The 14,479-nt window shown below is 33.0% G+C and carries 14 protein-coding genes; 4 read left to right on the top strand and 10 right to left on the bottom strand.

The genetic code is table 11. The features are described from left to right. Positions 1–2 precede the first annotated feature (2 nt). From H6578_02350 to H6578_02335, 4 genes are all read right to left on the bottom strand, one after another. Positions 3–656, bottom strand: coding sequence for a hypothetical protein (locus H6578_02350; protein MCB9226000.1), 654 nt, complete (start codon positions 654–656; stop codon positions 3–5). Next, on the bottom strand, positions 629–1,318 hold the full coding sequence (locus H6578_02345) for an outer membrane beta-barrel protein (protein ID MCB9225999.1): 690 nt from the start codon (positions 1,316–1,318) through the stop codon (positions 629–631). The genes H6578_02350 and H6578_02345 overlap by 28 nt, the downstream gene beginning before the upstream one ends. A gap of 251 nt (positions 1,319–1,569) precedes the next feature. Beyond that, positions 1,570–3,888, bottom strand: coding sequence for an OmpA family protein (locus H6578_02340; GenBank protein ID MCB9225998.1), 2,319 nt, complete (start codon positions 3,886–3,888; stop codon positions 1,570–1,572). 20 nt (positions 3,889–3,908) lie between these two features. Beyond that, positions 3,909–4,967, bottom strand: coding sequence for a PorP/SprF family type IX secretion system membrane protein (locus H6578_02335; protein MCB9225997.1), 1,059 nt, complete (start codon positions 4,965–4,967; stop codon positions 3,909–3,911). Positions 4,968–5,051: 84 nt separating this feature from the next. On the opposite strand from H6578_02335, the gene H6578_02330 reads away from it, so the two are divergent. After that, positions 5,052–6,542, top strand: coding sequence for a carboxypeptidase M32 (locus H6578_02330; GenBank protein ID MCB9225996.1), 1,491 nt, complete (start codon positions 5,052–5,054; stop codon positions 6,540–6,542). A 376-nt stretch (positions 6,543–6,918) separates the two neighbouring features. On the opposite strand, the gene H6578_02325 is transcribed toward H6578_02330, so the two are convergent. Together H6578_02325 and H6578_02320 are read right to left on the bottom strand one after the other, a co-directional pair. Continuing rightward, positions 6,919–7,767, bottom strand: a complete 849-nt coding sequence (locus H6578_02325; GenBank protein MCB9225995.1) for a TonB family protein — start codon at positions 7,765–7,767, stop codon at positions 6,919–6,921. Positions 7,768–7,786: 19 nt separating this feature from the next. After that, a complete protein-coding gene (locus tag H6578_02320) occupies positions 7,787–8,149 on the bottom strand; it encodes a VanZ family protein (GenBank protein ID MCB9225994.1) in 363 nt (120 codons plus the stop codon). A gap of 119 nt (positions 8,150–8,268) precedes the next feature. Between H6578_02320 and H6578_02315 the strand changes: the two genes are divergently transcribed. From H6578_02315 to H6578_02305, 3 genes are read left to right on the top strand one after another with little or no spacing between them, the layout of a single operon-like run. Further along, positions 8,269–8,841, top strand: a complete 573-nt coding sequence (locus H6578_02315; GenBank protein MCB9225993.1) for a nicotinate-nucleotide adenylyltransferase — start codon at positions 8,269–8,271, stop codon at positions 8,839–8,841. 22 nt (positions 8,842–8,863) lie between these two features. Beyond that, a complete protein-coding gene (bshA, locus tag H6578_02310) occupies positions 8,864–9,994 on the top strand; it encodes an N-acetyl-alpha-D-glucosaminyl L-malate synthase BshA (GenBank protein ID MCB9225992.1) in 1,131 nt (376 codons plus the stop codon). Between the two features lie 43 nt (positions 9,995–10,037). Beyond that, a complete protein-coding gene (locus H6578_02305) occupies positions 10,038–11,093 on the top strand; it encodes a tryptophan 2,3-dioxygenase (protein ID MCB9225991.1) in 1,056 nt (351 codons plus the stop codon). A gap of 101 nt (positions 11,094–11,194) precedes the next feature. Here H6578_02305 and mscL read toward each other — a convergent pair whose 3' ends face one another. The 4 genes from mscL to H6578_02285 form a co-directional block, all read right to left on the bottom strand. Further along, a complete protein-coding gene (gene mscL / locus H6578_02300; protein ID MCB9225990.1) occupies positions 11,195–11,596 on the bottom strand; it encodes a large conductance mechanosensitive channel protein MscL in 402 nt (133 codons plus the stop codon). A 42-nt stretch (positions 11,597–11,638) separates the two neighbouring features. Further along, positions 11,639–12,457 (bottom strand): mechanosensitive ion channel, encoded by an 819-nt coding sequence (locus H6578_02295; protein ID MCB9225989.1) that lies wholly within the window; start codon positions 12,455–12,457, stop codon positions 11,639–11,641. A gap of 67 nt (positions 12,458–12,524) precedes the next feature. Beyond that, complete coding sequence (locus H6578_02290; protein ID MCB9225988.1) at positions 12,525–13,535, bottom strand: VWA domain-containing protein; 1,011 nt, start codon at positions 13,533–13,535, stop codon at positions 12,525–12,527. Next, positions 13,528–14,424, bottom strand: a complete 897-nt coding sequence (locus H6578_02285; GenBank protein MCB9225987.1) for a hypothetical protein — start codon at positions 14,422–14,424, stop codon at positions 13,528–13,530. Before H6578_02285 ends, H6578_02290 begins: the two co-directional genes overlap by 8 nt. Positions 14,425–14,479 lie beyond the last annotated feature (55 nt).

Here is a 14,479-nt window from a genome sequence, read left to right as displayed (position 1 = left end):
TTTTATATTTTGACACTTTGTTTTTTCTGTTTCCATACATCGGTTTTCTTCGGTTTCCAAGCTCTAAAATTCCAACCTAAACCTAATGTAACTTTTAATTCGTCAAGCCTGCTTGGACTTGGTGCATTTCCAAATGTTTGACCTACAACACCTTGTGCTTTAACAAAAAAATGAAAAAAACTACCCACATAGTAATTAAAACCTGTATATAAAGAAATAAGTGGAGCAATAGAAAAATTACTTTTTGTTAAAGTATAACTATCGTCATAATACGCTGACCTAACCAAAGCCACACCCGGAGTTAATCCCACATAAGGGTCAAATCTTTGAGGCTTTAAAAAGTGGTAATTCATACCTCCAAAAAGGGAATGATTAGCCCGTAAGCCCTCTTTATTTTCGGGGGCAGTATTAAAAGACACCCAAACTGACCCTGTAAAAGCAGCTCGGTCGTCTAAAAATAAATCCATATCTCCGGTAACATAAGCTGCAAAATGTTTTTGAGAAAATAAATACCCCGGAGCTAAATTTCCTTGTGCCCTTATTGTTCCTTTTCGTACTTCCCATATTTTTTGAGCATTAATATGAGGCACAAAAAATTGTAGCAAAAACACAGTGCACAATGCTATAATTACATTTGTTTTCTCTCTCGTTTCCATAGCTTTACTATTTTATAATTAACACTTAAACTTACTAGCAGATGACCTTCCCAGCCCGCATGCTTGTGCGATTCAATAAACATACTTCCGTCTGAATGTTCGTGTACATCCAGTTCTTCACCTAAATGAAGCATATATTGGGTAGAAAGTGTAATGTCAAATTTTGGATTAATATTATAACTACATCCCACTCCTGCTTGCACTGCCGAACTAAATCGAGAAGCCTTTTGTCCATTTTCGCCATTTATTTTCACTACCGACAAATCAAAACAATGACCTGCCATAATATAAGGCGTAAATTTTCTATTAAACTCGTTGGGATTCAATAAATAAAACATAACACTCCACCCTATGTGATAATCAAAACGATGTGCTTTATTGTCAATATTATTAGAAAAAACATCGGCAAACCATTCGGTATTTAGTCTATCTATAAGTTGTAGTCTAAAATGCCCTCCTGCACCTATGCCCACACCTTTCATATTCCCATGAGAAAAACTACTAATGGTACTTCTAACACCTAATGAAAAATATCCACCTTGAGAACGCAGGGGTATATCTCTTTGCTTTTTCTTGGTGGCAAGAGAATCTTGTGCTAAAAGTTGACTAAAGCACAAAACCGAAAACAAGAGTAATACTATACTTTTTTTTAGCGTATTCATAAGCTTTAATTTATTTTTTAAAGAATAAGAAAATATTGATGCTTTTATAAATTAACGCATATTAATTTGCACATAGTATATATAAACCAATTATACATATTTTTTATAGAAAAAAAATATTTGAATTATAGCTGATTAAACACCAACTTTTGCACATTCATTGCCTTATTTATAGAAGAATATGGACAACACATATTCCCCAAAATATTGCACTTTAGGAAAGAAAGGTTATGAATAAAACTAAATGAAACCTAAAAACTATCTATAACACTAAACTCTGTTCTTCTGTTTTTCTGTCTTCCTTCCGGGTTATCGCTACCGTCAGGTTTTTCATTTGGAGCTATTGGTTTGGCTTCGCCATATCCTTTAGCAGAAAGTCTTGATTTAGATATTCCCTTTTCTATTAAATAATCTACGCAGCTTTGAGCTCTTGCCTGCGATAATTTTAAATTTGCTTCATCAGAGCCTATGGCATCAGTATGCGAAGCTAACTCTATAATAATTGAAGGATTATCTCTTAAAATAGTTACTAAATCATCTAAAACAACTTTAGATTCTGAACGTAACGTTGCTTTACCAAAATCGTACAAAATATTTTCTAACTCATAAGATTTCCCTACTTCTATTTTTGATAAAACGCCATCGGCTTGCATTTTATCAGAGTTTACTCCTGCTGTATTTATAGGTATTACTCCTTTAAAATAGCCGTCTTTTGTTACATCTATTTCATACTTTTTACCTATTTCTAAGTCAAATTTATAATCAAATGTACCTGCCGGCATTTTTTTAGTAGTTAAAGTAGTTTTTGAACCATCTGGATTTATAGCATTTAATACCAATATAGCATCATCAAGTTTATTCTTTTTTAGTGTATCATTATCTGCATACAAACTACCAAAAGCTATAACGTTTGTTTTGTTAACTAATAAATTTTGGTTCAATGTATCCTCATAAGGAATATTTTTGGTAGTAATATATTCATAGTTACTTGAATACCCAGGTTTTACCACTTCTACTTTATAATCTTGGTCTGGTTTTAATTTAAAAAAGTATTGTTCATTAACATCCGTTAATTCTTCTACCAGTACATCTTCTCCATTTTCATCAAGTTTGTATAATCTCACAATGGCATTTTCTACGGTTTCTTCTCCTTTTCCTTCATCTTTAAATACAAAACCTTCTAAGCCGTATTTAAAATCTTCAAAAGAGTAAATATCATCTCCTCTATATTTATTGTCTATTTTAGTAGTTCCATCTCTGTTTGACACTAAATATCCGCTGGTTTTTCCACTTTCTCTTCTATAATATAAATCATCGGCAGTAGAGTTAATTGGAATACCAACATTTTCGGGCTCTGTCCAGCCTAATTCTTCGTTTTCTGTACTGGCAAAAATATCAAACCCGCCTATAGAAGGATGTCCATTACTACTAAAATAAAATTTCTCATTAGAGTTGTCATAAAAAGGTGTAAGTTCATCACCTACTGTGTTAATTCCACCTTTAAGCAATTTGGGACCTTTAAAATCTCCTTTGGCGGTTCTTATAAAATACCAAATATCCATTCCGCCTACACCACCTTCTCTATCGCTCACAAAGTAAACTATCTCCATATCATCGCCAGAAGATCTTACTGTAGGCTGTGTACTTGTATATTTTGGATTATTTATAGATTCGTTCAATTTAACAGCTTCGCCCCATTTGCCACCTTTTGTTTTTTCCGATAAAAACATGTTACATATTATTTCATCAATCTCATTATTATAACATTTGCAGAAATAAAGTCTATTGCCATCTTCTGATAAAGCGGCATTAGTTGTCCCAAATTTTTTATCCTGCAAAACAGTAGGCAGTTCTTTTCCTTTTTGCCATTGTCCATCTACTTTAGTAGATTGATATAATCTATAAGGAGGAATATCTTTTCTATTATTTACAAATATTAAATCATTTTCTTGCAATGAAGTATAGTACATTGTAGAATCATTAATGGGCATTGGTCCTGCATCTTCATAGCCTGTATTTATTAAATCGCCCAAAGATTTAACTTTTACTTTTTTAGTACCTGGATTAGCAATAGCCCATTCTGCTCCTTTTATTTCATTTAATGCTTTTTTAGACCACTCATCTTTATCTTTTAAATCGTAAGCAGATTTAAACTTTTGAAATCTTTTTATGGCATCGTCATACTGCCCTACGTGTTTTAAAGCCACACCATAGTAATAGTCAGATAATCCATAAATTTCCTTATTTTCCTTTTCTATTCGTTTAATTTTTTTCTTTTTATCGGGTAATCTTTGCTGGTCAAAACTTTTAAAGTATTTAACTGCGTTTTCATAGTCATTAGCTTTTAATGTTGACATAGCTAACCAATATCTTGGATAACGCCACTCTGGTTTTGACCTAATAACTTCTTTGTAATACTCCGATGCCGAATAATAATGGCTTTGAGCATATAGTAAATCCGCCAACTTTTGTTCAACTCGTGGCTTTAATGCTTTTTCTTTATCTATTTGGGCAAAAGTAAAAGAACTTATAAACAAAGCACCAATAAGTATTGCTACAATTTTTTTCATAAAAGAGGAATGTTTTAGGTTTAGAATCTACGTGCCGGTAATGACTTATTAGCTTTAAAGCTTCTTATACTTTCGCCTGTGTAGGTTAATGATACTTCAAATGCTCCTTTTAAGTTTGATGAATTTTTCAAATTAGATAAATTAACATCATAAGAACCTCCTACTCTAAAGTTTCTAAATTCTACTTGTGTTAATACTACCACAGCATCTCCATTTACAGGACTTATTCTATATCTTGAACCTACATGAATACTTGTTTTGTTTCTAAATCCAGAGTTAAAGTAATACCCCAAAGCACCTCCTGCTAATATCATTTGGGCTTCGCCTTGTTTTTGATATAACACATCCGGCTCTAAAGCTAATTTTAAATTTTTATCTAAAAATATTTGTAAACCTAAATCTCCCTGATATTTTCTATGTAAATATATGTTATTGTTTTCTGAAATAAACCATTGTTTTGGCTGACTCATGTGAGAAACTGCAAATCCACCTTGCATACCAAATCGTTTAGTAAATTTAGATTTCCAGTATAATCCAAAATTATAATCAAAATAAAAGAAAGAACCTCTGTCAAAAGAATTTACATCAAATTCTTGACTTGTTCCCATTCCGCTATGGCTAATAACATCAAATTGATCATAAAAAACATAACTATCTCTATCCATTCCTCTTTGCACAAAAGCCACCTGAGCACCCAATGATATTCTATGATTTCCTTGCTTTCCCAATCCTTTATGATAAGCTAATGATAATGCTACATTATTGGTAGTTAACGAAGCTTCTCCTATTCTATCATTATAAAACATTATACCCAAACCGAGTTTATCGTGTTTTAATTGCCCTTCAAACAAAGGTAAATCAACAGCAGCACCTGGCGTAACAAACGCATTTTTATTTAAAAATGAGCTCCATTGGTTTCTATAAATGACAGCTACTCTATATGAGCCATCAAAATTTCCGGTTAATGCAGGGTTTAAGGCTTGTGCAAAAGTATAATACTGCGAAAAGTGTACATCTTGAGCTTTTAGTCCAAAAATTGCAAGGGAAAAAAATGCTAAAAAAAGGTAATTTTTTTTCATGTTGATAGGTTTAGTTAAGTTCTTAAGCTATAAAGGTATAAATTTACATTTATTTTCCAACAAATCAAAAGCATTTTTTTTACAATGAATAATTTATATCAAGAACTTAAAGCTCAAAATTCTAAAATTGCTGACATTAAGTATGCTTTAAGTGTGCTAAGTTGGGATCAAGAAACCTATATGCCTCCTAAAGGAAAACAGTTTAGAGCACAGCAAATAGCCACTTTAAGTGAATTAGCTCACAATAAATTTACAGCTAAAGAATATAATGATTTGCTTTATAAAATTGACACCAAAAATCTTTCTGAAACGGAAAAACGAAATGTTGAACTTTTAAAAATAGACATTGAAAAACTTAAAAAAATACCCGGTAGTTTTATTGTAGAACTTTCTAACGCTATTTCTAATGCTTACCACGCTTGGATGACTGCTAAAAAAGAAAATAATTTTAAACTTTTTGAAAAAGAGCTTGGACAAATCATTGATTTACAGCGTAAAAAAGCAGATATTGTAGGATATGAACAGCATCCTTACGATGCTTTAATGGATGATTACGAACCTAATGCTAAAGTAGCAGATATAGATATTTTGTTTGCTGATGTTAGACAAAAACTACAACCATTATTAAATAAAATTATGGCTGCTCAACAAGTAGATGATAGTTTTATGTACGGACATTTTGATAAGGATAAACAATGGAATTTTGGCATAGAAATACTAAAAAAAATGGGCTACGATATGGATGCCGGAAGGCAAGATATTTCTGCACACCCATTTACTACTACTTTTAGTCCGCAAGATGTGCGGGTAACCACCCGAATAGACGAAAGCAATTTTTACGATATGCTGTGGAGTTGCATACACGAAGGTGGTCATGCTTTATATGAACAAGGATTACCTGCTGAAGAATATGGCTTACCTTGTGGCGAAGCAGTTTCTTTAGGCATACATGAAAGTCAATCAAGGTTTTATGAAAACAACTTAGGGCGGTCATTTAGTTTTTGGAAAGCCAATTATCAAGATTTACAAAAAGTATTCCCCGATGCTTTTGCTAAAGTTAGTTTAGATGAATTTTATAAAGCCATTAACATAGTTAAACCTTCTTTAATAAGAACAGATGCTGACGAATTGACGTACCATTTTCATATAATGATACGCTACGAGTTAGAAAAGCAACTAATAGAAGGTACTTTAAATGTAAAAGACGCCAAAGAAGCGTGGAATGCAAAATATAAAGAGTATTTAAACATAGATGTTCCTAACGATAGCAAAGGAATACTGCAAGATATACATTGGAGTCATGGCAGTTTTGGCTATTTCCCTACATACTCATTAGGTAGTTTTTATACCGCACAGTTTGATGCCAAAATACATACAGAATTAGCTAATTATCAAAACGATATAGAAAACAATAATTTAAGCAATGTCTTGAATTGGTTAAGAAAAAATGTACATCAATATGGTAGATTTTACTACTCAAACGATTTATGCAAAAAGGCAACTGGCGAACCACTAAACTTTAGCTATTTTATGCAATATGCTGAAAATAAGTACGGCAAAATTTATGGGGTTTAATACCAATCTTAATTGGTATTACATCTTGTATCTAAAAAAAGAGATGCTTCCTACCGTCAGCAAGACGAATCAACAGGTACTCGTCTTTGCGAGAAAATTATGACGGAGGAATAATTTTTGTGGCAATCTCAATAAAGTAAGAGATTACACTCATCGTAATGACGAATCAACATAAAGCGTAAACTGTCATGGCGGAAAGGCATGAGGAACGAATGACCTTATCCGCCATCTCAATAAAGGTGGTTTATAATACCAACCTAAAATAGTATAGTCTATTTTGTGTTGACAATTGGTATAATTTCATATATCTCGCTTTTTTCACAAAAAAGCCTAAACACTTCTGCTTAGGCTTTTCAAAAAATTAATCTATCAAATTTTACTGCAACTGATAACTAATAGGAATTACATACTGTACTTTTACAGCTTTTCCTCTTTGTTTACCAGGTGTAAACGGTGGCATTTTGTTTATTAATGCAACAGCCGCATCGTTTAACAATTTGTCAGCTCCTTTGGCTACAGTTACGTCTGTAACTTTTCCTTTAGGGTCAACCACAAACCGTACATAAACTTTTCCTTCTATATCGTTTTCTACAGCTATTTTCGGATAATCAAAGTTGTTTTTAATAAAAGTTTGAATGCCTTTGTGTGTGCATTGGTCGGCTTCTGTACCTTTTAAATTTTCGCAACCTTTAAATTTAGGCATATCCTCCACTATGGTAAAAATTTCTTGCTCTACCACTTGCTCTTCTTCTTCTATTACTTCAGGAACCTCAATTACTTCATCTTCTTCAATTTCTACTTCTTGAATTTCCGGTTCGTCCTCTAAAATAACGTCATCTTCTACCACTTGAATTTCTGGTGGCGGTGGCGGTGGTGGCGGTGGTTTTACTTGCTCTGTTTGAGGTGGTTCTATTTCAAAATCATCCTCTACCACTTCCATTTCTAATGCCTGAACTTTCTCGGGTTTATCTCTCCAGCTTAAAGCATAAATAGATGAAGAAAATGCCGCAATAGCTCCAAATGCTAATATGGCAGTACGAACATTAGATAAATCTGCTTCGGCATATTTTTTTAAAAATACCGATTTAGCCTCTTCAGTTCCTTTGTACTTATCAGCAATCTGGCTTAGGCTTTTCCCACCCGATAGCAAAAAATTTGCTATAAAATAACCTGCCACTATAATTCCTACAATGATTCCGGCTAATACTAATCCTAATTGTAACATAATTTTTTTAATTAACGGTTTAAAGATATTTACTTACTATCAAATATGCAAATATTGCACCCATTCCATTTGCGAATATATCAAAAACATCAAACATTCTAGTACTTGTTAAAGAATATTGCAAAATTTCTACAATAAATCCATATAAAAATGACAAAACACATGCAAATGTCAAAGATTTTTTAAGATTAACGTTAAAAAATCCTTTAAATAAAGCTACACTTAAAATGAAATACATACTAAAATGAACAATTTTATCTGCTTGAAAAATGTTTGTTTTAGGCAGTTCTATTTTAGGTAATAGCGAAACATACATAATAGCCACTAAAAGAACAATTGCTATAAAAGCATATTTAAGATGTAGGTTAAAGTACTTTTCCATAAAAGCGAAGCAAAAATAATTTACTTGTTAATATTTCTTGCTTTTATTTACAACGAAATTTTAAACATTTATATTTGTTAGCTCTTTTGTTAGTTTTATCAACAGAAAAATAAAATAATTTGAAAGTAGGTTTATTTTTTGGTTCTTTTAATCCTGTACATACAGGGCATTTGTTTATAGCTAACCACATGGCTCATTATACTAATTTAGATGAAGTATGGCTGGTAGTTTCGCCACAAAACCCTTTTAAAAACAAAGCCGGATTACTTTCTGAATACGACAGACTACATTTAGTAAATATTGCCATAGAAGATAACGATAAACTAAGAGCTTGCGATATAGAATTTAATTTACCCAAACCTTCTTATACCATAGATACTTTAGTTTATTTAAAAGAAAAATATCCCGGCTACGAATTTTCGTTAATAATGGGTGGCGATAATTTGCCTACATTACACAAATGGAAAAATGCCGATGTGCTAATAAAAGACTATACTATATATGTATATAACAGATCCGGCACTAATTTAGACGAAAAAAAATATGCTGAAAATATAAAAATATTAGAAACGCCACAAATATTGCTTTCTGCCTCGTATATAAGAGAACAACTTAAAGATAATAAACCCATTACTTATTTAGTACCCAAAGAAGTGGAACGATATATAAAAGAAATGGGTTGGTATAAGTAAATATTTTAAACAAATGAAAAAAATGAAAATAGGCATAGTTTGCTACCCTACTTATGGCGGTAGCGGTGTAGTGGCTACAGAGTTGGGCATTGCTTTAGCTAAAGAGGGTCATCAGGTGCATTTTATTACCTATTCGCGTCCACCGCGTTTAGATGTTTTTCAGCCTAATACTTTTTTTCACGAAGTGAGTTTTCAAAACTATGCTTTATTTGAGTATCCTCCTTACGAAACTGCATTAGCCTCTAATATGGTAGATATAGTAAAATACCAGCAGTTAGATTTATTGCACGTTCATTATGCTATTCCCCACGCTTCGGCAGCATATATAGCTAAGCAAATACTTAAAGAAAAAGGCGTTAACATACCTGTTATAACCACCTTGCACGGCACAGATATAACTTTAGTAGGCAAAGCACCTGCATACAGAAGTGTTGTAGCTTTTTCTATTAATCAATCTGACGGAATAACAACGGTATCGGAAAGTTTAAAAAACGATACCTACAAAAATTTTGAAATAAAAAAAGACATAAGGGTAATACCCAATTTTATAGATTTTGACCGTTTTACTAAATTAGATAAAGCACATTTTAAAAAAGCAATAGCTCCCAATGAAGAGCGTGTATTAATTCATACTTCAAACTTTAGAAAAGTAAAACGAGTAGAAGATACCATTAAAATTTTTGAAAAAGTAGTAAAGAAAATGCCGGCAAAACTTTTGCTGGTTGGCGATGGTCCGGAAAGAGCCTATGCCGAACAGTTGGCAAGAGATTTAAAAGTAGAAAAAGATGTATTATTTTTAGGCAAGCAAGATGCCGTAGAAGAATTATTGGCTATTGCCGATTTGTATTTAATGCCTTCAGAAAGCGAAAGTTTTGGATTAGCAGCTTTAGAAGCCATGGCTTGTGAAGTTCCTGTGGTATCAAGCAATACCGGAGGAATACCGGAAATAAATATACAAGGAAAAACAGGATTTTTAAGTGATGTAGGCAATATTGAAGAAATGGCAAATAACGCTATTAAAATTTTAATTGATTGCGATACACTTCTTGAATACAAGCAGCGAGCCGTAGCTCATGCCAGAAAATTTGACATAAAAAACATACTGCCTATTTATGAAAATTATTATTACGAGATATTAAGTAAATCAAATTAAAAGTAATAATCGTATCTTTACACCTCATCAAACCTTTTAAAATATGGAATATAAAGGAGTTTATTATCCCGAATACCTACAATTAGATAAGATTTTAAACGCACAGCAACCCGAAAGTGCTTTGCACGGCAATGAAGCTCATGACGAAATGCTTTTTATTATCATTCATCAATCGTATGAACTTTGGTTTAAGCAAATATTGCACGAAATAAAATCGGCACACAAAGTATTTAGTAAGCCTTCCATAGCCGATTCTTCGCCAGACCTACAAGTGGTAGTACACCGCTTAAAGCGTGTAGTTAAAATATTAGAAGTTGCCGTAAAGCAAATTGATATTTTAGAAACCATGACTCCTTTAGATTTTTTAGACTATAGAGATTTATTGCGTCCGGCTTCGGGTTTTCAAAGCATACAGTTTAAACAAGTAGAAGCCATGCTGGGCTTGCGTATGGAAGAAAGATTTGGCAAACAATATTACACTTCTCAACTTAAACCTAAAGATAAAGCCTATATTGAATCGTTAGAAAATGAAGTAACATTTATAGAACAAATAAACACTTGGTTAGAGCGTATGCCTTTTTGGGCAGGAGATGAATATTGGGACAGTTTTATAAAAAGATACGATAATACAGACGAATCTTTGCATGTATTTTGGCAAGACTATTTAAAAACTTACGATAATAGCCTGTCCGATTCAGAAAAAAACAATGTAGAAAAATTTAAAGAAATATGCTTAAATGACAATAATAATTTAGGTAGAAGATTATCGGCAAAAGCCAATAGAGCGGCACTATTTATTATGCTGTACAGAGATTATCCATTATTGCAAATGCCTTACCAGTTGCTAAATTTATTATTAGATATAGACGAGCAAATGGCTACTTGGCGTTTTAGACACATCAATATGGTACACCGCATGATAGGTGCCAGAGTGGGTACTGGTGGTAGCACAGGCAAAGATTACTTGCAAGCAGCATTAAACAAACATTATATTTTTAAAGAAATAGCAGATTTAACCTCTTTTTTAGTGCAACGCAGCAAACTTCCTCAGTTAGATGAAGATTTAGTGCGTGCTTTGAGTTACGGGAGTAAATCTTAACCGAACTCAGGTATAAATGAACAATTGGCATAACCCTACCTTGTCTGTCTTTATAAAAAAAGCCCCAATTTCTTGGGGCTTTTTAAGTTGTTTAATTGCTATTACTTTTTAAGTAAATCTCTAATTTCTGTAAGTAAATCATTGTCAGAAGGACCAGCCGGTGGAGCAGGCTCTTCGGCTTTTTTGGTTTTGTTTATTGCTTTAATTACAAGAAACATTACAAAAGCTACTACAATAAAATTAATTACAGCACTCAAAAAAGCACCATAAGTCATGGCTACTTCTGGAGTAGTAACAGCTCCAGCGGCATCTAAAACAGCATCTCTCAATACTATTTTGCCCTCTAAGCCACCGCCTGTAAGCAAACTAATTGGAGGCATAACTAAGCCATCAATAAATGAACTGGTTACTTTAGCAAAAGCACCGCCCATTACAAAGGCTATAGCCATATCTACCAAATTGCCTTTCATGGCAAATTCTTTAAATTCCTTTAACATTCCCATAGTTTTTAGTTTTAATTGTTAAAAATAAGTGCTAAAGATACATTATTTTTTAATCGTAACATCCATTTGAGAAAATGGTATTTCAATTCCTGCTTTGTCCAGAGCTATTTTCATATTTTCATTAACTCTAAAAAACACATCCCAATACTTAGCCGGTTTAGCATAACCTCTCACAGCTAAGTCAATAGAACTACCTGCCAACTCAGAAACGCCCACAAAAGGAGCTGGTGTTTTAAGCACATCTTCATCGCTTTCTAAAACTTTCATAAGCACCTCTTTTGCTTTAGCTATGTCTTCATGATAGGCTATACCTACACTGCAATCTACTCTTATAACACCCTCTACAGTATAGTTAACAATATCATTATTAGCCACAGGCCCATTGGGTAAAATAATCGTTTTATTTTCCGGACTTAACAATATGGTAGTAAATATCTGTATTTCTTTTACTACGCCTAATCTGCCTTGACTTTCTATTAAATCGCCTACTTTATATGGTCTAAAAATTAAAATTAAAGCTCCTCCGGCTAAATTTCCTAAAGCTCCTTGCATAGCCATACCTATAGCAAAACCTACAGCTCCCAATATAGCTATAAACGAAGCCGTTTCTATACCCACTATCCCCGCTACAGAAATTAGTAAGGCTACTCTTAATAGCCACAGTACCAAGCTTTTAATAAAAGGTAATAACGTTTCATCAAAGTTTCTTTTCTTTAATAATTTTCCTATTAGATTTACTATTAAGTTTACTGTCAACCATCCAATAATTAAGAGAGCTAAAGCATACACTATTTTGGCTACAAAGCCGTATTCACTTAAATAAGTATTAATAGAATTAAAAATTTCTTTTAATTTGTCCATAAATTTTTCTTTGTTTTAATAAACTGCAAAAGTATTGAAAATCAATGTGTTTTACAAATTTGTGGCATTAAGGGAAGGTTCTAAGCAAAGTGTATTTTAAAATTTGCTCTACTGCTATTAATAACAAGGCAAGTGCCGCCCAAGGATAAAACAATTCTGCCACTCTTACCGATTGTGAAGATTCTATTTCTGTTTTTTCCAGTTGATCTATTTCTTTATACACCTCTTTGAGGCTCTTTTTATCTGTAGCCCTGTAATATTTACCGCCTGTCATTTCAGCTATTTTCCGCATTAATGCTTCATCTATATCCACGTCTAAATAATCGTATTGTATGCTTCCATCAGGTAGTTTGTATGCCGGCATATAGGCTTTCCCTTTAGTGCCTATACCTATGGTATAAATTTTAATGCCGTATTGCATAGCGGCTTCTGTTGCCATAAGTGGGTCAACTAACCCTGTATTATTAACACCGTCTGTCATTATAATAATAACCTTACTTTTTGCTTTGCTATCTTTTAGCCTGTTTACAGCAGTACCAATACCCATACCTATAGCTGTTCCATCTTCAAGCACGCCATTTCTTATTTTCTGTAGCTGACTTTGCACTATTTTATGGTCGGTAGTAATGGGAACTTGAGTAAAACTTTCTCCCGAAAAAATAACCAAACCTATTCTATCATTTGTTCTTTGTTCTATAAACTGCGATGCCACATCTTTAGCGGCTTCAAGCCTATCGGGTTTAAAATCTTGTGCCAGCATACTGGCAGATACGTCCATAGATATAACCATATCTATACCATAAGAACTTATACGGTGCTGTGTAGAGGAAGACTGAGGGCGAGCTAAAGCTACTATTATGGCGGCAAGAGCTAAAAATCTTAAGATGGGCAATAACGGCAAAAGCATAGCTTTTAAAGAAGTATAATCTTTAAACATACTAAGGCTGGGCACCTGCATGCTTCCATAGTTTTTTTTGTATCTAAAATAAAACCACAAGCCGGCTAATACTGCCAAAACAGCTAACAACCAAAGTAAATTTGGATGTGCAAAATGTATATCGTACCAACCGCTAAACATCTTCTTTTTTTATTTCTTTAGGTTTTGTATGTCGCACAAAATCTTTAGCTTTTTTCATTACACTCATGTTTTCATCATTAAGTGGTTTAAATTTGGCAAATTTGGCTAAATCTGCTTGTGCTAAAATATCTGTTACTTTATTTTTTAACCCTGTTTCTAAAAATAACTCGTCCTTAATCTCATCCGTAGTACTTTCCATGGCGTTTATGCCAAATCTACCTTCTAAATAGGTACGCATCACCTCCGAAATACCAAAATAATATTCTTTAATTTGGTCGTTTTGCCACATTTTCTTTTGATCTATTTCGTCTAATTTTTGCAATGCTTCTTCATAAAAATCAAGCATAGTTTTTGGCTTTTCTTCTTTCACAAAAAGTTTTTTGCGTTTGGCTATATAATAAATCAAAACGCCTAAAGCAATGAGTAAAAGCAATAGAGGAATACCCCATTTTTTCAAAAATTCTTTCCACGGAAAAGGCAAAGATTTTACGGTTTTTATAGACTTAATAGCTTGTGTAGTATCTACTTCTATAGTGTTAACCACTAAATTTACATTGTTAGAATACAAAGTATCCATCACACCATTGCTATGAACCACCACTGTAGGAATTTGCCCAAATTGATAGTTTCCTGCATTAAATTGCGTTATGCTGTATCGCTTGTTATATCCATCGCTTAAAGTGTCTATAGGGTAGCTGTTTATAACATCAAAAGTGCTTATAGAATCTGCAAAAACAGGAAAAAGTACTTTATCGTTATTAGTATTTTTTATGGTAATATCTAAGTTGATATGGTCACCTATAAGTATGGTATCTTTATCTAAAGTAATGCTTAAATTTTGAGCAAAAACACATGAAAATAATAGTGGAATTATAGCTATTATTTTCATTCCTTGAAAGAGATTCCGCATATTCCGATTTTCAACCGAAATTGCGGAATGACGA

Source organism: Chitinophagales bacterium, assembly GCA_020635995.1.
In the GTDB taxonomy this organism is placed as follows: Bacteria; Bacteroidota; Bacteroidia; order Chitinophagales; family UBA8649; genus JAFMKE01.
Note: the sequence above shows the minus strand (reverse complement) of the source record. Positions and strands in the feature narration are given on the sequence as shown.

Coding starts and splice junctions, on each gene's coding strand:
- H6578_02290 (MCB9225988.1), bottom strand. CDS start 13,535: ATGTTTAGCGGTTGGTACGATATACATTTTGCACATCCAAATTTACTT.
- H6578_02345 (MCB9225999.1), bottom strand. CDS start 1,318: ATGAATACGCTAAAAAAAAGTATAGTATTACTCTTGTTTTCGGTTTTG.
- H6578_02340 (MCB9225998.1), bottom strand. CDS start 3,888: ATGAAAAAAATTGTAGCAATACTTATTGGTGCTTTGTTTATAAGTTCT.
- H6578_02285 (MCB9225987.1), bottom strand. CDS start 14,424: ATGAAAATAATAGCTATAATTCCACTATTATTTTCATGTGTTTTTGCT.
- bshA (MCB9225992.1), top strand. CDS start 8,864: ATGAAAATAGGCATAGTTTGCTACCCTACTTATGGCGGTAGCGGTGTA.
- H6578_02350 (MCB9226000.1), bottom strand. CDS start 656: ATGGAAACGAGAGAGAAAACAAATGTAATTATAGCATTGTGCACTGTG.
- H6578_02295 (MCB9225989.1), bottom strand. CDS start 12,457: ATGGACAAATTAAAAGAAATTTTTAATTCTATTAATACTTATTTAAGT.
- H6578_02305 (MCB9225991.1), top strand. CDS start 10,038: ATGGAATATAAAGGAGTTTATTATCCCGAATACCTACAATTAGATAAG.
- H6578_02320 (MCB9225994.1), bottom strand. CDS start 8,149: ATGGAAAAGTACTTTAACCTACATCTTAAATATGCTTTTATAGCAATT.
- H6578_02325 (MCB9225995.1), bottom strand. CDS start 7,767: ATGTTACAATTAGGATTAGTATTAGCCGGAATCATTGTAGGAATTATA.
- H6578_02330 (MCB9225996.1), top strand. CDS start 5,052: ATGAATAATTTATATCAAGAACTTAAAGCTCAAAATTCTAAAATTGCT.
- H6578_02335 (MCB9225997.1), bottom strand. CDS start 4,967: ATGAAAAAAAATTACCTTTTTTTAGCATTTTTTTCCCTTGCAATTTTT.
- mscL (MCB9225990.1), bottom strand. CDS start 11,596: ATGGGAATGTTAAAGGAATTTAAAGAATTTGCCATGAAAGGCAATTTG.